Annotated in this window: 18 protein-coding genes; 14 read left to right on the top strand and 4 right to left on the bottom strand. The window is 59.9% G+C overall.

Features of this window, described 5'->3' with window-relative positions:
• Positions 1 to 206 precede the first annotated feature (206 nt).
• From AC1DVH_RS17040 to AC1DVH_RS16975, 14 genes are all read left to right on the top strand, one after another.
• Complete coding sequence (locus tag AC1DVH_RS17040; protein ID WP_150752590.1) at positions 207 to 551, top strand: helix-turn-helix domain-containing protein; 345 nt, start codon at positions 207 to 209, stop codon at positions 549 to 551.
• 109 nt (positions 552 to 660) lie between these two features.
• The gene (locus tag AC1DVH_RS17035) at positions 661 to 2,637 is read left to right on the top strand and encodes a DNA topoisomerase III (RefSeq protein WP_477754794.1); all 1,977 of its coding nucleotides are present in this window, start codon (positions 661 to 663) and stop codon (positions 2,635 to 2,637) included.
• Between the two features lie 755 nt (positions 2,638 to 3,392).
• Positions 3,393 to 3,920: an STY4534 family ICE replication protein gene (locus AC1DVH_RS17030; protein ID WP_477754793.1), complete on the top strand. Its 528-nt coding sequence runs from the start codon at positions 3,393 to 3,395 to the stop codon at positions 3,918 to 3,920.
• A gap of 67 nt (positions 3,921 to 3,987) precedes the next feature.
• Positions 3,988 to 4,245, top strand: coding sequence for a hypothetical protein (locus AC1DVH_RS17025; protein WP_223462076.1), 258 nt, complete (start codon positions 3,988 to 3,990; stop codon positions 4,243 to 4,245).
• A 66-nt stretch (positions 4,246 to 4,311) separates the two neighbouring features.
• Positions 4,312 to 4,806: a JAB domain-containing protein gene (locus tag AC1DVH_RS17020; RefSeq protein WP_150752594.1), complete on the top strand. Its 495-nt coding sequence runs from the start codon at positions 4,312 to 4,314 to the stop codon at positions 4,804 to 4,806.
• 66 nt (positions 4,807 to 4,872) lie between these two features.
• On the top strand, positions 4,873 to 5,586 hold the full coding sequence (locus tag AC1DVH_RS17015; RefSeq protein ID WP_477754792.1) for a DUF5983 family protein: 714 nt from the start codon (positions 4,873 to 4,875) through the stop codon (positions 5,584 to 5,586).
• 131 nt (positions 5,587 to 5,717) lie between these two features.
• Entirely contained in the window at positions 5,718 to 6,227 is a 510-nt protein-coding gene (gene pilL2, locus AC1DVH_RS17010; RefSeq protein ID WP_477754791.1) for a PFGI-1 class ICE element type IV pilus protein PilL2, read from the top strand.
• Positions 6,224 to 6,895, top strand: a complete 672-nt coding sequence (locus AC1DVH_RS17005) for a hypothetical protein (protein ID WP_477754790.1) — start codon at positions 6,224 to 6,226, stop codon at positions 6,893 to 6,895. The genes pilL2 and AC1DVH_RS17005 overlap by 4 nt, the downstream gene beginning before the upstream one ends.
• Positions 6,896 to 6,905: 10 nt before the next feature.
• Positions 6,906 to 7,625 carry a TIGR03759 family integrating conjugative element protein gene (locus AC1DVH_RS17000; protein WP_477754789.1) on the top strand — a complete coding sequence of 240 codons (720 nt, stop codon included), beginning with the start codon at positions 6,906 to 6,908 and terminating at the stop codon, positions 7,623 to 7,625.
• The gene (locus AC1DVH_RS16995; protein ID WP_477754788.1) at positions 7,607 to 8,161 is read left to right on the top strand and encodes a lysozyme family protein; all 555 of its coding nucleotides are present in this window, start codon (positions 7,607 to 7,609) and stop codon (positions 8,159 to 8,161) included. Before AC1DVH_RS17000 ends, AC1DVH_RS16995 begins: the two co-directional genes overlap by 19 nt.
• A complete protein-coding gene (locus tag AC1DVH_RS16990) occupies positions 8,158 to 8,619 on the top strand; it encodes an integrating conjugative element protein (protein WP_477754787.1) in 462 nt (153 codons plus the stop codon). Before AC1DVH_RS16995 ends, AC1DVH_RS16990 begins: the two co-directional genes overlap by 4 nt.
• Positions 8,620 to 8,628: 9 nt before the next feature.
• The gene (traD, locus tag AC1DVH_RS16985) at positions 8,629 to 10,755 is read left to right on the top strand and encodes a type IV conjugative transfer system coupling protein TraD (RefSeq protein WP_477754786.1); all 2,127 of its coding nucleotides are present in this window, start codon (positions 8,629 to 8,631) and stop codon (positions 10,753 to 10,755) included.
• Between the two features lie 36 nt (positions 10,756 to 10,791).
• Positions 10,792 to 11,520, top strand: a complete 729-nt coding sequence (locus AC1DVH_RS16980; RefSeq protein WP_477754785.1) for a TIGR03747 family integrating conjugative element membrane protein — start codon at positions 10,792 to 10,794, stop codon at positions 11,518 to 11,520.
• Between the two features lie 143 nt (positions 11,521 to 11,663).
• Entirely contained in the window at positions 11,664 to 12,221 is a 558-nt protein-coding gene (locus tag AC1DVH_RS16975) for a 3'-5' exonuclease (RefSeq protein WP_477754784.1), read from the top strand.
• A gap of 24 nt (positions 12,222 to 12,245) precedes the next feature.
• On the opposite strand, the gene AC1DVH_RS16970 is transcribed toward AC1DVH_RS16975, so the two are convergent.
• The 4 genes from AC1DVH_RS16970 to AC1DVH_RS16955 all read right to left on the bottom strand — a co-directional run.
• Positions 12,246 to 12,797 (bottom strand): Mov34/MPN/PAD-1 family protein, encoded by a 552-nt coding sequence (locus AC1DVH_RS16970; RefSeq protein ID WP_477754783.1) that lies wholly within the window; start codon positions 12,795 to 12,797, stop codon positions 12,246 to 12,248.
• On the bottom strand, positions 12,794 to 14,479 hold the full coding sequence (locus tag AC1DVH_RS16965) for a HesA/MoeB/ThiF family protein (protein WP_477754782.1): 1,686 nt from the start codon (positions 14,477 to 14,479) through the stop codon (positions 12,794 to 12,796). Before AC1DVH_RS16965 ends, AC1DVH_RS16970 begins: the two co-directional genes overlap by 4 nt.
• Positions 14,480 to 14,496: 17 nt before the next feature.
• Positions 14,497 to 15,771 carry a nucleotidyltransferase domain-containing protein gene (locus AC1DVH_RS16960; RefSeq protein WP_477754781.1) on the bottom strand — a complete coding sequence of 425 codons (1,275 nt, stop codon included), beginning with the start codon at positions 15,769 to 15,771 and terminating at the stop codon, positions 14,497 to 14,499.
• A 13-nt stretch (positions 15,772 to 15,784) separates the two neighbouring features.
• Positions 15,785 to 16,595: SAVED domain-containing protein (locus AC1DVH_RS16955; RefSeq protein ID WP_477754780.1), on the bottom strand; the 811-nt coding region annotated here is incomplete at its 5' end.

The raw sequence follows: 16,595 nt of genomic DNA, 5'->3' as shown, positions 1-16,595 counted from the left end.
CGCACGCGCCTTCAGATTGTCCGGTTCCAGGTGGGTTGCCATGAACAACTCATAGGCCTTGATCGCTAACGCATCTGCCTCACGCTCGTTAGATCCGTCCAAGTCGTAAGCTCCGTTTTGACGGGCGGGTTATCACACTCAATTCAGGTGATACGCCTCATAGGGTTGCTGGTCAACCATACGGGTCGAATTGGAGAGCGCCCCCGTTGCCAGTCAAAGAGCCTAGCCCACAACACATCGGTCGCCAGTTGGCGAAGTATCGCCGCGCACGTGGTTTGACCCAAGAGCAAGTCGGCGAGTGTCTGGAAATCGGCGCCGAAGCCGTATCGCGCTTTGAACGCGGCGTGGTCGAACTAACCGTCAACAAGCTGCTGCAATTGGCCGATATGTACGGCTGTCCCGCCGATGAGCTGCTGCTAGCCATCAGTCCTCGCCCCCAGGACCAAGGCCAGAAAATTGCATCGCTGATCAAGGAGCTTGGCGAAGCAGATAAAAAATTTGCCCTGGAGTTTCTGCAAACGCTGGCCGCTCACCTCGCGCAAAGAAAGTAACCATTCACCTCCGTTAAACCGCCGATATGAACTCGGCGCATTCAGGTTTTCGCTGGTTCTCTCACGCCACACCGCCACCCTATCGGTACCTCACCGAGAGGGCCGACGTATGCGGCTGTTTATTTGCGAAAAACCATCTCAAGCCCGCGACATCGCCCGCGTGCTGCAGGCCACCCGGCGTGGCGACGGCTGTTTGCAAGGCCAGGGGGCCACCGTCACCTGGTGCGTGGGTCATCTGCTGGAAACAGCACCGCCTCAGGCTTATGGTAATTACAAACGTTGGTCGCTGGAGGACCTGCCGATCATTCCTGCCCACTGGCAGTTGGTGATCAAACCCAAGGTCGCCAGCCAGCTGAAGGTCATCCAGCAACTGCTGCGCTCCTGCTCCGAGGTGGTCATCGCCACGGACGCCGACCGTGAAGGCGAGATGATCGCCAGGGAAATCCTTGAGCGCTGTCAGTACCAGGGACCGATTCTGCGCCTGTGGCTCTCCGCCCTCGACGATGCCTCGATTCGCCGTGCACTGGGCACGCTACGCCCAGGTGAACAGACCTTGCCGCTGTACCACTGCGCCTTGRCACGCTCACGCGCGGACTGGCTGGTGGGTATCAACCTGAGCCGGCTCTTCACCCTGCTCGGGCGCCGCGCCGGCTTCGACGGCCTGCTGCCGGTGGGGCGTGTACAAACGCCGACGCTGCGCTTGGTGGTCCAGCGAGATCGGGCGATAGCGGGCTTTGAGCCTCAGCCGTTCTGGACCGTCGATGCGCAGCTGGAGGCCGACGGGACGGTCTTTCAGGCGCGCTGGCAGCCACCGACCGCAGCCTGTGACGAAGCCGGTCACTGCATTGACGAAGCGGTCGCACAGAGCGCGGCGCGGCGCTTGAGCCAGCTGGGGACTGCCCAGATTCGCCGCATCGAGGTCGAGCACGTGCGCGAAGGCCCTCCGCTGTCGTTCGATCTGGGCACGCTGCAGGAGATCTGCTCGGCTAAGCTTGGCCTCGGTGCCCAGGAAACCTTGGCGGTGGCCCAAGCCCTGTATGAAACCCACAAGGCAACGACCTACCCACGCACCGACTGCGGCTACCTGCCGGAAAGCATGCTGGATGAGGTGCCGCGCGTACTCCACGCCCTGGCGGCGGCCGCCCCGTCACTCGGACAATGGCTGAAGGAGGCTGACCCCAGCCGACGCTCCCGGGCCTGGAACAGCAGCAAGATCACCGCCCACCACGGCATCATCCCCACTGCTGTGACGCTAGACCTGACCCAGCTCTCTGAGCGCGAGCGAGCGGTTTACACGCTGATTCGCGCCCGTTACCTCGCACAATTTCTGCCCGACCATGAGCACCTGAAAACCCAGGTGGTGTTGCACAGTTGCGAAGATCAGTTGCTGGCGCGCGGCAAGCAAATCCTGGCACGCGGCTGGAAGGCGGTGATCGACGAGGCCGACGGCAACGAACCTGTAGAGCAAACCCAACGCTTGCCCACACTGCGCGAATCGGCAGCGGTGGCATTGACCGACACCACGATCAACGCGCAGCGCACACAGCCCCCCAAGCCCTACACGGAAGGCACACTGGTCAAGGCCATGAAAACCATCGCCAACCAGGTGGAGGACTCACGACTCAAACAGAAACTCAAGGACAGCTGCGGCCTCGGGACCGAGGCCACCCGAGCGGCGATCATCCAGGGCCTGATCGATCACGGGTACCTGACCAAGAAAAAACGCAGCCTGGTCGCCTCGGCGGCGGCACACACCTTGATCGAGGCCGTGCCAGCGGAGGTCGCCGATCCGGCGCTGACCGCACTCTGGGAGCAGGCGCTTGATCGTATTGAGACGGGACAGCTGAGCGTCGAAACCTTTCTCGCCAGGCAGGCGGAATGGCTGACCCGGCTGGTGCGTGGCCACGCCTCGCTCACCTTGCAGCCACCGGCTACCAAAGGCCCGCGCTGCCCCGTGTGCCGCAGCGCCATGCGCCAGCGCAAAGGCCGCACCGGCAGCTTCTGGTCGTGCACCCGCTATCCGGAGTGCAAGGGCACCAAGCCGGTCGCCAAACCCAAGCGCACCAAGCAGCCAGGCGCCTTCTGAGCGGGCATGTGTGACTTGACGGCGTACGGCAGCACTGGTGTAGTGATCAGGTCCGTCGCYGCTTGGCGACCCCAGACCGATTCGCTCCGGGCAGCTCGGTCAGACTCGAAGAGTTCGGAGCCGCATTTCACTTTTTCTTCGGATTTCTCCCCAGCGTTTCAGGTCCCCAAGGTGGATGACCCGTGCGGCTTGTGTCAGGTCTCAGGGGTCATCCGCTTCGGCGACGATGCTCAGCACCGGTGCCCGCCGGCGAAACACTGGGCACCTTTTGTGCGCGGATGCGCGCCAGTTGATTTCGGCCCAGGCCACGACAAGGGTCGGTTGATCCAGTTGGATCGACAGCGGAGGTTTTGCGATGGACTCCGGTGTCACGTTACCGGGTCAAGGGTGGTCTAGCTCTTCCTAGCCTGATGACCGTCGGGCTATTTTTTCGTCACCCAGAATCCACTGAGTGCCACCCACTTCCGCCCGCCCGAGCCTCCCCTAATCCACTGTTGACGAGCCGTTGGCGTGGTCTTATAGATGAACTGCACACCGTTGTCGCTGACAGCGTTCAGGTAGCCGGAACCCTCAAGGCTACGCCCGCTTCGGGTGGTTCTCCCTCAGTGCGATCAGCGCTCGGCAGCTCGCACGGTCACCTGTCGGTGATGAGCGCCCTTCTACCGACCACGCTTTCTTTGCACCTCCCCCCTGCGGAACTCACCAGCCGCCAGGGCCGGTGGATATCCGCGTTTCTGCTGAACAGGAGTTCCACCATGACGACTGCAAGCAATAATGCTCCCACCACTTACTTCAACCTGCACACCCAAGGCATTGGTTATTTGAACCGCGTTCGCGAAGTCCCTGTACGTCGCGGGCAACCGTTCATGGCCTGTGACATTGCTGCCTTGCACGGGGCCTCGGACGACGTCGAGTACACCCGCTTCGACTGCAAGGTCGCCAGCGGTGAAGCCGAACGGCTGATCCGTGAACACCTGGAAGACGTCCGTGCTGAACGTAAGGTCCTGATCGCGTTTCGCATTGGCGACCTTTGGGTTGACCCCTTTCTTTACGAAAAAGGCGAGCGTAAGGGCCAACCCGGTGCCAGCCTCAAAGGCCGGCTGATCTTCATCGAGTGGATCAAGGTCGATGGCCAGTTCAGCTACCGAGCACCTGCTCGCACCGACTCCCCCGCCGCTATCGACGCTGCAGCGGAATCGGACCAAGCCGACACCGTCGCCGAACAGCACCAACCCGCCTCTGCCCCCGCGCGCAATTCCACCGCAGCACGTCAGTCTGCCTGAGGCACATTGACCGCCACCAACAGGCGCTCCCACGAGCGCCTGTTATCCACTCACGTCGGAGGCCGTCATGGAAAGTTTCTGGCTCTGCGAGGAATGCCTGCAAGCGGTCGCGCATGACGATTTCAGCGCGCTTTCGCTGTACTACAGCGAGGCTGAAATCGAGCAACGCATCGCGCACCTGCGCACCGAACTGCAGGCCCTGATGCCACTGAGCGCCGATTTCGATCCGCAGACCGGCGCCGGCATCGAGTCCTTTTCCACCCGAGCGTGCGAGGGATGCCAAAGCCCGCTACACGGTGCGCGTCATCGCTTCACGCGTCTGTGAATCCTGCACTTCACCAGCCTGGGGCACTCCCCCAGGGGGCGCTCCATCTCCCACGAGGAATTGCCCATGAACACTGCCCTGAACCTGGTCGACGCGCTCGACCCGGCATTGGCCCAACGCGCCCATGAGGATGCACTGATCACCGAAGCCCTGCAGTTGCTGGATCAACGTTACTTCCAGCGCGGCGAACTGCTGTTGACCCCCTCCGACGCTGCAGCCTACCTGAAACTGCGACTCGCCCCTTACCAACACGAGGTGTTCGCGCTGCTTTGCCTGGACTCACGCCATCGCGTGCTGAGCTTTGACGAACTGTTCACCGGCAGCATCGACGGCGCCTCCGTCTATCCACGCGAGGTCGTGATCAAGGCGCTGGAGCACAACGCCGCCGCCGTGATCTTCAGTCATAACCACCCTTCCGGTTGCCCGGAACCGAGCTCCGCCGACCGAGTGCTCACAGGACGCCTGACCGAGGCCCTGGCCCTGGTTGAGGTGCGCGTCCTGGACCACATCATCGTCGGCGAAGGCACCCCGCTTTCGCTCGCCGAAAATGGCTGGATCTGACAGCCCATCCCTGCCCAGGAGGTCACCGCCAATTCGGGGTGGCCTCTGCGCCTCTGGAGAACCATCATGCCCCCATCCTTTCGCAATCCCTTCCTTCGCGGCTTCCACGATCTTAGCTACGAACGCGTTGTCCAGATCAGCTATGCCGACGATTGCCCACCCTTCCACCGCCCTCTGCACCCGGCGCAAAACCAGCTACCCAACGAGGCCATCAATTTCCAGCCCTGCGTGTTCGATGACGACTGCGCGGTCATCACCGACGGCCAAAGCGTTCTCAGATTTGTCCGTATGCGCTGCCCGGCCCACGGCCTGGTGAATAACGTGATCTACCAGATCATCGGCCATCACCTTGGACGTCCAATGCATCTCGGCGACCTCCCCAGCGAGGAGGCTGCACGCACCCCGATCGAGCTGTTGTCCTTTTCCACCGGGCACTACAGCCGCAGCGGGGAGATAAGCTCTGCCCACCTGCCAACCACGGAAATCGAGTACCTGCAAGAGCGCGCTAGGCACCCTTCACCGACAGGCTTCTTCGAGTGCTTTGAACTTAGCAGCAGCCATGCCGTGGGGTGCAAGCTGTACTCGACACCCTGGCGCATGAAAGACGAGGGGCGCAGCAGCTGCAGCGCCGACGAAGTCAGTGCACGCATGCGCGACGACCATGTCCCGCCTGTGTTATTGCAGCTATTGCTGCTCGCAGGTTACGACGACACCCGTTTGCTGATCTTTGCCCCCGACGCAGCGCCGCTCCCGGAACTGTCCCTGTTCACTGAAGACTGACCCAAGGCGCCCTCCAGGGCGCCTTTTTTATGAGTACTTCACGGTAATCCGGACGGCCAGATTCGGTTTTTCGGTAGGAGCGCGGCTCGCACTTTCGCCAAGGTATCGGCAACTCCTGTCGAGATCCGGACATGCGTACCCCCATACTCTCCATCCTCGGACTGATGATCGCGCTGGCCGGCTGCAACACGTCGCCACCGGCGACCGCACCGGTAGCGGCAGCAGCCGTGCCGACCTCTCCGCCCAAGCCGGATCCGCTTTCACCGACCTGGGTCCGCCAGGATCGATACACCCTGGCCAGTACACGGCCGACCCTGGACCAGCGCCAGCCGCTGTATCAGTTGATCAACGTGCAGATTGCCCCTGCTCTGCACGCGAATGTCGGTGAGGCATTGCGTCACGTGCTGCAACGCTCGGGCTACTCACTCTGCCCCAACAGCGCTGGGGTGGATCGGTTGTTCAGCCGTCCCCTGCCCTCCGTGCACCACCAGCTCGGGCCGATGTCGCTGCTGGATGCCTTGACCATCATCGGCGGCCCGGCCTGGCAGCTCGACATCGATTCGGTCGACCGGACCGTGTGCTACGCCCTCCGCTCGCCACAGCCCCAATCGCCCTTCTCGACACTGGATATCGCGCCATGAAGGTCCAACACTTTCAGGCCCTGGTGATCGGCGCCTTGTGCCTGGGCGCCGTGTTGCTGACTGCCGAAACGTACAACCAACACCAGCAACTGGCCGAGCTCCAGGTTGCAGCCCGCGCTGCCCCCGCCGACCCGGCGCCGGCCTTGCGGCGCGACATCGATGCACTCGGCAATACCCTTACAACACTGCAACCGCAGCTGGCGGCACTGGGCAACGCACAAGGTCAGTATGCCTCAGCGCAGACGACGCTCAGCCAGCAGTTGGATGCGATGGCGGCATCGCTCAAGGGCATTCAAGCGGCACCGAGTGGGCCGAGCAGCGCCGACTTCAGCGCACTGGAACAGCGGCTGGGCAAAACAGAAAATGCGCTTGAGACCCTGTCGGCACGAGCCTCCGTGCCTGCGATCGACAACGCGCGGCCGGCGTCCTCCACAGGCCAGCAGRCCAAGCCCGTAGCCCCGGTGCCCCCGTTGACCCTGCTGGGCATCGAGACCCGAGGAGACTCCATATTCCTTGCAGCCCAGCCCGTCGGTGCCCATTCGCTGGCGACCGTGCGCCTGCTGCAACCCGGCGACAGCCTGAACGGCTGGCAGTTGCGCGCGATCCGCGCGGACGAGGCCGTGTTCCATGTCCCCGGCCATGACGATCGCACACTGCCCCTGCCGTGAAGAGGTGCTTATGCTTCGGCTCTCCGCCCTCTCGCTGATCCTGCTCCCCGCCTGCTTGCTGGCAGGGCCGGGATGGAGCGCACCGAACATGCTCGGCGCAGAACAGCAGTACAGCGAGCAGACACCGCTGGATCGACAGTCTCCGGTCACGACGCAGGGCATAGTTTGGGGGCTGACGGATGACGAGTGGGCCAAGTTCGAACGTCTACAGACTGGGCCCCGCCGTTACTGGTCGCCGCAACTCGACCCTCTCACCACTCTGGGTGTAGAGGCCGAATCTGAGCAGGAGCGGCAGCGCTACGCCGAACTGCAGGTTCGCCTCGAAGCCAAACGCGCAGAACGCGAGCTGGCTTACCAGAAAGCCTACACCGCCGCCTGGGCAAGATTGTTTCCGGGGATGCTGCCGGTGCAGGGTCTCACCGATGAGCCAGCGACGTCGAGCACCGCCCGCTACGCGTTGTTCGTCGAAGCCCCCTGTCCGGCCTGCGTGACCAGTACCCAGCAGTGGCTCCTTGCCGGAGCCCGCCTGGACGTGTACCTGGTGGGCAGCCAGGGTGACGATGCGCGTCTCCGGCAATGGGCCCACAGCGCTGGCATTACCCCAGCGCAGGTAAACAGCGGCCAGATCACCCTCAACCACGACCGCGGCCGATGGTTTGCCTTGGGCGCCACCCGCCCCTTGCCCGCGCGCTTTCAGCAGGTGGACGGGAAATGGCAGCGCATCGACTGATCCTCGCGCTGGCCTTGACCAGCATAACCGTCGCCCAGGCGGACGCCCTGCCTCCGCCCGCCTACCAGTTGGCCGCCGCACGGGCCGGCATCCCCGCCTCGGTGCTGTTCGCCATCGCCCTGCAGGAGAGCGGCACCCCGCTCCGCGGTCGCCTCATGCCCTGGCCCTGGACCTTGAATGTCGCCGGCACATCGCTGCGCTTTGCCAGTCGCGATGAGGCCTGTGCCGCGCTCTGGCTGGAACTCACCCGCCATGATCCCAAACGCATCGATGTCGGACTGGGGCAGACCAATCTCGGTTACCACCCTGACCGCTACCCCAGCGCCTGCGATGCCCTCGATCCGCGGGCGAACTTGGCCGTCACCGCCGAGCTGCTGCGCGAACACTACGCCGAAACGGGGGACTGGGTCGTGGCGGCCGGGCGTTACCACCGGCCGGCCGGTGGCGCGCCCGCCGCGCGCTATCGCACACAATTCAGTCGGCACTGGCAGCGCATCCAAGCGATTGCGTCCGTTCGTGGAGGGTTACAGCCATGAGTCTCTCGCGCCTGGCGACACTGACCATCTGTCAGTGGCTGTCCCTCGCTGCGTTCGATGTCCCCGCCAATCCTCTGCCCGATACCGCCTTCGAGTCGCCGGCACCCGACAAGGCCCCAGATCCACGCGCGCTGAACTGGGTGCTGCCGGTGCACAGCGCGCACCTCACGCCAGGCGCCGTGCCGGATAGAGCGTTGAAGCTGCCAGGCATCACGCCGCTGTTCCTGGTAGGGCAGGACGACGATTCCTTGGAGTGGTTATCGCGGCATGCGCAAACCCTCCAGGGCCTGAACGCCAGCGGTCTGGCGGTGGAGGTCGCCGACGCCCAGGCCTTGCGCCGCATCCAGGCGGCGGCCCCTGGGTTGAACATCTGGCCAGTGAGTGGCGATGACATTGCCCAACGGCTGGATCTCGAACATTACCCGGTGCTCATCATGCCCACCGGCCTGGAACAGTGAGGGATCATCATGGGCGACCATGCAATGGAGTCACTGCTGCGCCCCGCGGTGGAACTGTATACCGTGGGCATCTGCGCCGGTGCCGGCGCCCTGTGCCTGCATTCGCCCTGGGCGGTAGCACTGTCGCCCGAGGTGGGTACGTGCATGGCCTTGGCTTACACTGCATTCGGCATCAAGCGGCTCAACGAGGCCCGGATCGTGCTGCGCTATCGGCGTAACATTCGTCGCCTGCCGCGCTATTCGTTGACCAGTCGACAGATTCCGGTAAGCCGCCAGCGCCTGTTCATGGGTCGTGGCTTTCGTTGGACCCGCCTGCACACCCAGCGCTTGCTCGAAGCCCAAGACCCGGCGCTCGCCCGCTATGTCAACCAATCGGTTGCCTATCAGTGGGCCCGACGCCTGGAGTGTCTGCTGGAGAAAGCGCCACCCGGGCTCGCGCTGCTACCTCGACTGACCGCTTGGGACAACCCGTTCAATCCGCTACGTCCGCTGCCGCCAGTCGGGGGCTCGCCGCTGCTACATGGCGTCGAACCGAGTGAGCAGGAAGCCACCTTACCGCTGGGCGAACGCGTGGGCCACACCTTGGTGTTGGGCACCACCCGAGTTGGCAAGACGCGCTTGGCGGAGGTCTACATTACCCAGGATATCCACCGGCCAACGCAGGAGGTAGTGATCGTCTTCGACCCCAAGGGTGACGCCGACCTGCTCAAGCGCATGTACGTGGAGGCACGGCGCGCGGGTCGCGAGCACGAGTTCTACGTCTTTCACCTGGGTTGGCCGGAGGTCTCCGCCCGCTACAACGCCATCGGCCGTTTCGGCCGCATCTCGGAAGTCGCCACTCGGATCGCCGGCCAGTTGAGCGGCGAAGGCAACTCTGCCGCCTTTCGTGAGTTCGCCTGGCGTTTTGTCAACATCATCGCCCGGGCTCTGATCGAGCTCGGTCGGCGCCCAGACTACCTGCAGATCCAGCGCCACGTGGTGAATATCGACGCGCTGTTCATCGAATACGCCCAGCACTTCTTCGCCCGCCATGATCCGCAGGCCTGGGAAGCAATCGTGCAGATCGAAGGCCGCCTCAACGAGAAGAACGTGCCACGCCACATGATTGGCCGGGAAAAGCGCGTGGTCGCCATCGAGCAGTACCTGACCGCCAAGCGCATCTTTGATCCGGTGATGGACGGCCTGCGTTCGGCCGTGCGTTATGACCGCACCTACTTCGACAAAATCGTGGCCTCGCTGCTGCCACTGCTGGAAAAGCTCACCAGCGGCAARACGGCCCARTTGCTGGCCCCCAACTACACCGACTTGGACGATCCGCGGCCGATYTTCGACTGGCTGCAGGTTATCCGCAAGCGCGGCATCGTCTACGTGGGACTGGATGCACTGTCCGATGCCGARGTSGCCGCTGCCGTCGGTAACTCAATGTTTGCTGACCTGGTCTCCGTCGCCGGCCATATCTACAAACATGGCATCGACCACGGCCTGCCAGGCTCTTCCAGCGAAGCGGCTAAGGTGCCGATCAACCTGCACGCCGACGAGTTCAACGAGCTGATGGGCGATGAGTTTATCCCGCTGATCAACAAGGGCGGCGGTGCCGGTATCCAGGTCACCGCCTATACCCAGACCTTGAGCGATATCGAGGCACGCATCGGCAGTCGGGCCAAGGCCGGTCAGGTCATCGGCAACTTCAACACCCTGCAGATGCTGCGCGTGCGAGAAACCGCGACGGCGGAACTGCTGACCAATCAATTGCCGAAGGTCAATGTGCAGACGCGCACCTTGGTTTCTGGAGCCACGGACACCGCAGACCCCGATGCCCGTACGGACTTTACTTCGTCCTCTCAGGACCGTGTTACAACGTCGGCCTTGCCATTGATCGAAGCCGCACACATCATCGCCCTGCCCAAGGGCCAGATGTTCTCGTTTCAGGAAGGCGGGCAATTGTGGAAGGTGCGCATGCCGCTACCGAAGCCGGCCAGCGACGATGCGATGCCGGTGGATCTGCAGACCTTGGCCGCGCGCATGCGCGAGTCCTACAACGCCAATGTGGGGAGTTGGTGGACCAGCGCCGGCGGCGCACCAACGGTCGACTTCGATCCCGAGAGACCACCGCCTGGGCGTGGACGCGCACCATAAGTCTTCCGACAGCAACCCCACAATGCTGGAGTTCACATGTCCGCCACCGCAACCAGCCCACCACCTGTTCAACGACGTCCGGGGTTCATGTTCGGCACGGTCGAGCTGTGCCTAAAGTTGTTCGGCCTGCTATTAGCCTCCCTGCTGTTCTCCATCGTCCTAGAGTTCGTGGGCATGCTGTGGTTCTGGCCGGAACAGGGCTGGCACCATAGCCATGCCATGTGGCTGAGTGAACTGGGCTGGCTCAGTGGTCATTTCAAGAGTTCGCTRCTGGTGCAAGAACCGGCGCAAGCGACCGCCAAAGTACTTCAACACCTCAACGATTGGGTCGTGGTCCGCTCCGGATGGGCACACTCCGACGCCCAACTGAAACTACTCAGCCGAGAGGCATCACTGCAGGGGCAATTTGCCCACGCCTACGTTGTGGTACAGGACTATCTGTTGGCGGCGCTGTTCACGGTCTTTACTTTCGTGGTGCGCCTGGCTGTCCTCACTCTGGCCACGCCCCTATTCCTGCTCGCGGTGATCACCGGTGCCGTGGACGGGTTGATGCGACGCGACCTTCGCAAGTTTGGGGCAGGCCGGGAGAGCAGCTTTGTCTACCACCGCGCGAAGCGGACGTTGCTGCCGTTGATAGCAAGTCCCTGGTTGATCTACCTCACCCTCCCCTGGTCGTTCAATCCCACTTGGGTGCTGCTGCCATGTGCGGCATTACTGGGCTTCATGGTGGCCCTAACAGCCGCAACCTTCAAAAAGTACCTTTAACTGATCCTCATCAACGTATAACCATTTCGCAAAAACTTTCTACAAAAGAAACTGATATCGTAGGAGTGCGCCATCATCCTTGCTCGAAAATTGGCGCACGATAACGAGCTTTCCCCCTCTCACCTCATCAGAAAATTTACCTCATGAGCCAGAAGCGTGAAGTTTATATCTCGGTCGATATCGAGACATCTGGTCCGATCCCAGGCGTATACAGCATGCTTACGATCGGAGCTTGTAACGTTGACGACCCCCGACAGACATTTTCGTGCGAGCTGAAACCAATATCTACGAATGTCGACCCAGAGGCGCTGGCAGTGACCGGGCTTTCGCTGAAAACACTCGATCGTGAGGGGTTAAATCCAGAAGAGGCGATGAGACAGTTTCAGGATTGGGTTGCAAGCGCAGTAGGCACGGACGGTGTTGCCGTTTTCGTCGGATTGAATGCCCCATTCGACTGGTCTTTTATCAACTATTACTTCCATTATTTTCTGAAGTCGAACCCTTTCGGCTTTACCGCTCTGGATATCAAAGCACTTTATATGGGTGCGACAGGATCGAGCTGGAGCGGCACACGCTCCAGCCAGATGGCCGCTCGACTTCACCCAAAGTCAGAGGGAAACCATCAGGCATTACACGATGCTCAATACCAGGCAGAACTCTTTCGCTTGATAAGGGCAATCAAGCCCCTTCAGCATAGGTGAAGATCCCGCCTGAAATCCTCCCGATTAGCTGCGCAGTGCTGTTGCGACACATTGCGACGGTCGCTTCTTGAAATCATCCACCTGCGCCCGATTTGTGGATTCGCTTAGCTGCATCCATTCGCGAGGCGATTGACCATTGGCTACCCAGACGGCCATTTCTGGAACGCTGCCGTGGTTGCCGATGATCACCATGAAATAGCGACTCCTGTCACCTTGAAAGGAGTCGAGGTATTCCCAGGTAGTGTTCTGGTCACGCCACGATGGCGATGGCAGTCTCTCTGGATGTGTATGCCACAAACCTACCGCATGCCTGTGTTGTTCGAACTCACTCTGCCTATTCAGATCAGATGCCTTCACGTCCGGGTTCCAGGCGTGCCGGCGTCGCTGGTCAGTTGGATTCGGGCCCAAGGCGTTGTTGATGATGAGTCCATTTGAGTCCGGCTCAGAACTGAAAATTTCCCCTCCTGCTTCCTTTTGCCAAAGCCGGCGCTGAGCATGCGCATACATATGTGCCAAGGCATGATCAGCAAACAGCACGTATTGACTGTTGTCGGGGTAGAAAAAGACCCTGCTCATGGAAATGGCCTCGTCAGGATCAAGCCGTCAAATTCAGATGCGACACTCGCCCACTCATTATGTTTCAGTCCTGGCCAATGCTTATCCAAATAGCATTGCCCGCGGACCCAACTCCGCACCTTAGGGAGGGCTGGTTCCATTACGGCATCGATTATTTCTAATGCGCACTCGGCTACCAATGCGACAGCGTGTGCTGCCGCTGCAGCGGTGTAGCACTGGAACCGACTGCTACATCCGGGTTCTTTTTGGATAACCTCGTCGGGCCAAACCACCGACTGCAAGCGGTACAAAGGGTCTGTCGCTCCTTGCAGCCATAAATGCCCCGAAGGCAAGGAGCAAACATGAGCTGCTGCGACATAGGGCTCCATCCAGCCAACCAACAAAGGGCAGGGATGCTTTTGCCGAGCGTTCTCGATTTGGGCTCTTACATCTGGTTCACCAGTGAGATCGAGCACCACGTCAACGTCAGCTAAAGAGTTTTCTTTTAGCCATGCGGCAGCACTCTTGGTGTAGGGGTCTACCTCGGTCGAGGGGAATGCTGTATTGACTCGCTTGGCAACTGCACAAGCCTTACTCTCACCAATGGACTCCGCCCCAAGTAGATGTCGACCGACATTTGCTGGAGACATAGTGTCAGCATCAACCACAGATATTCTTCCGATTCCAGCCTTGGCAAGATGGTCGACTACCGGGCTCCCTAAAGCCCCCGCTCCTAGCACCAGCACATGCTTTGCCTGGCGCAGGCCAACTTCCGGATGCTGATCTCGTCCGACGGTCCAGCTTGGGTCCAAGCGAGAGGTCATCAGTGGCAGCAATTTGGATCGCGAAGGAAACGACTTCTTTCGTTTGCCCCTTCCCTTCCCTATGTCCAGAACCGTTGACGGGCCACCTGGAAGCAGGTACGCGAAGGCAATTTCAGCAGTCCTCAACAGGACTACACGGTATACCTCCCGATCACGGCGACTACGCTGCGACTGAAATTTAGAATACTGCTCGGGAAGAAGTCGACCTTTGAGTATGCGATCCAGATCAACTGCAGATTTAGGCCAGGTGTTAGGGGTAAACACAAAAGAAATCGGGATGTCCGCAACCAGCACCGCCGTGCGTTGTTCAGTTCGCACGGACTGAACCACGCGATTGGTGATGCGTAGTGTTTCATCTGCGGCAAGGATGATCCTGTTCGGTTTAAGGAGAAGTCCGCCCCTGATGGTCGCTTTCTCTGGAGGGGGATCAACTGTCCAAACAGCTCTTACCGGATCATTTTCCGAGCGAGCCCGAGCCACCTCAATAGCCCAATAATTGAGCGTTTCAGCTTCAAAAGCGAAATCCAGTTCGCCGTTCAACCAAGGTTTAAGAAACTGCTCTAAGAACGCGCCTAGAAGGAAAAGAACCCTTTCCTCAGAGGTGTAACCTGAGCCAGGCCCTGGGTCACCCTCCACGCAAAGAACCCCAGCACCGTCAAGATGTGGAAGGCGCAGCACCGCATCGGGGGACAGTTGAATGAATGCCTTGGCGCACTCAGGAAATCCGTCGGGCAGACGTAACTCTGCCCATTTAAATTCTCTTCCTTGCTCGAATGTAGGTAACTGCACCCGGTAGGTAGTGATACCGCCTTCCCGGCGTGAGGCAGAAGCCAGCAAATCCGGGAATTGGTCGCGTATGAGGGCCAGGTTCAAAGTCAACTGATTTTCCCCACCGCTCAAGCAAGTCCGGTAGTAACCGGAGTGGCTTTAGGTTTAGGGGTCTCTATCGTCGGCAAACCGCTGCCTCCACCCGTTGGAGCCGGTATGCCGAACACATCCCGTACACGCTTGGAAATAGCTTGTGGCTCGGTAAGCGCCAAAATGGTTTTGAGGTCAGCTGACAGCGCATCGCACCAGGTCATGAACGATCTGAAACGCTCTCCTCCATCATCATTCCACTTCTCGGCGAAATTCTCTCCCTCAACAGTGGGGTTATCCACTCGGTATTTGCCGTCAAGTTTCAGGACAAGATGCGGTAAGTACTCCGCGAGCTCGTCCAGCACTTCTACAGGATGCTGAAACACACGTCCCAAATCCGCCAACCCTTCATAGCAAGTAGTCAGCAGGGTAACAATGATCACCGAGATAGGCTTGCTCCCCCGCTCAATGAGGCCGCGCCTTACGCACATATCACGATGGCGCTTGAATAGGCGAATGGCTACTCGGAGAGTATCGGTAATTTCCACTGTTTGGTCTGGCACCGGTGCAACGCTATCCAGAACCCGACTTTTCGACAATGACTCCATCGCTGGAACAAGAATCAGAGGGCGCTTCGCGGTGTCATCTACCCACTTGCTCATACCTGCCGGGTTGGAGGTTTTCCAATTCGTAGTAGGGGTATCCACCACTGCCAATGCCGTTTCCTTGTATCGCGCAGCGCGATAACGCGGAGCCATGGATTCGTAGGTCTGCTGGGGAACAGTGCTCAAGGGTACGGATGGAGTGAACTCCAGATAAAACGGCTGCTGAGGGAATGGAATGTTCCAGCAACGCCTTTTAGCTTCGGCGTTCAGATCAACCAAAGCCTCCCCAACAGAGTGGAAAAATTCCATCGGTTCTGAGGCTTCGATACGGGAGATATCCACTTGGCATACCGCATCAATGTCGAATTTTTCGCCACCGTTAGGCGACCTGATTAGGGTTTTGGTGCTGACCGACCCCTGAGGCAAAATTGATATGGCTTCGGGCGGCCACGAAAGGTTTGCAGCCAGCAGCTCAGCCACTTCTTGGTAAGCATCTTTCGCAGCCTCGATTTCTTCTTCACGCACTGTGATGTGAACGTTCACTTCATTGAGAGCTTTTTCCCAGTGTCGGTGTTCGAGTTGCATGCTTCTAGAGTCGGACGCCATACCGTCCAAAAGACCGGCATACGACTCAAAAGCATTCGTCAACCGAACAGGACGCGTCTGTTCAGCATGGATCACCAGATCAGCACTTTTAGTATTACTCATGGTATTGGGCTCGTTATCGAAGAGAAATTTGGTGGGTCTGGCGCCCATCAGTGGCTGAAACGTGATGACCCGTGATTGATAACGCAGGGACAAATTTGTGATTTCGCCCTGCGCGGTCATACACGATGTACTCAGGATGGTGGCCTGCCTGCAGCATCTGGCCAAAACGGAACACCGTGCTGGCAGGACTGATTGCAATAAGGTGCACCTTTTGAACTCTCATCACGTCTTGGGCGTGAACAATGGCCTTGCGTGCAGCTTGYGAAAATTGTTCAAGATCCTCTGGACACCCGATGCAGTCTGCTCCCGTCTTCGAGGTAGTCACGCGAATCCAAGGCATCTGGCCAGAATCCACCGCTGCTTTAAATTCCGCAGACAGCGAATCCTCATCAATACTTGCCGACAGCTCGAGTGTTATGAACACTTCGTCGGCGCGCCCCGAAGGCAGTGAGCTCACGCCGAAAGTACCTGGAGCATGAGCAATCGCTTTCGAGTCCCACGCCCAGGTCCTTCGGACCTTGTCGTACTGGAAGACCTGAATAGCCTGGGCTTCACCCATCACTCGACCGGCCAGCACCAAGGTGGGGATATGGTGTAGAGGGAAGATCGCAAGGTTTTCAGTACTCAAACCGCTACTGGAGTTGAATCCAGTGACGAGCTCCCGAATATGATGTTCGTGCTCTCTTAAATATTGGTGCCAAAACTCTGGTAGATGACGATCATCGCGCTGTGATTTACGACGCACGTAATGAATAACGCCGGGCTCCATGGCTCGTCTGGTCGCCACAATGGCTTCAATCAATTCGGAGTCGTGAAAGTAGGTC

The organism is Pseudomonas sp. P4_C3 (genome assembly GCF_056402075.1).
The sequence above is the reverse complement of the archived record's forward strand: the minus strand, read 5'-3'. Positions and strand labels throughout refer to the sequence as shown.

Coding starts and splice junctions, on each gene's coding strand:
- AC1DVH_RS16970 (WP_477754783.1), bottom strand. CDS start 12,797: ATGAGCAGGGTCTTTTTCTACCCCGACAACAGTCAATACGTGCTGTTT.
- AC1DVH_RS17030 (WP_477754793.1), top strand. CDS start 3,393: ATGACGACTGCAAGCAATAATGCTCCCACCACTTACTTCAACCTGCAC.
- AC1DVH_RS17000 (WP_477754789.1), top strand. CDS start 6,906: ATGCTTCGGCTCTCCGCCCTCTCGCTGATCCTGCTCCCCGCCTGCTTG.
- pilL2 (WP_477754791.1), top strand. CDS start 5,718: ATGCGTACCCCCATACTCTCCATCCTCGGACTGATGATCGCGCTGGCC.
- AC1DVH_RS17015 (WP_477754792.1), top strand. CDS start 4,873: ATGCCCCCATCCTTTCGCAATCCCTTCCTTCGCGGCTTCCACGATCTT.
- AC1DVH_RS17020 (WP_150752594.1), top strand. CDS start 4,312: ATGAACACTGCCCTGAACCTGGTCGACGCGCTCGACCCGGCATTGGCC.
- AC1DVH_RS16995 (WP_477754788.1), top strand. CDS start 7,607: ATGGCAGCGCATCGACTGATCCTCGCGCTGGCCTTGACCAGCATAACC.
- AC1DVH_RS16960 (WP_477754781.1), bottom strand. CDS start 15,771: ATGAGTAATACTAAAAGTGCTGATCTGGTGATCCATGCTGAACAGACG.
- AC1DVH_RS16990 (WP_477754787.1), top strand. CDS start 8,158: ATGAGTCTCTCGCGCCTGGCGACACTGACCATCTGTCAGTGGCTGTCC.
- AC1DVH_RS17025 (WP_223462076.1), top strand. CDS start 3,988: ATGGAAAGTTTCTGGCTCTGCGAGGAATGCCTGCAAGCGGTCGCGCAT.
- AC1DVH_RS16975 (WP_477754784.1), top strand. CDS start 11,664: ATGAGCCAGAAGCGTGAAGTTTATATCTCGGTCGATATCGAGACATCT.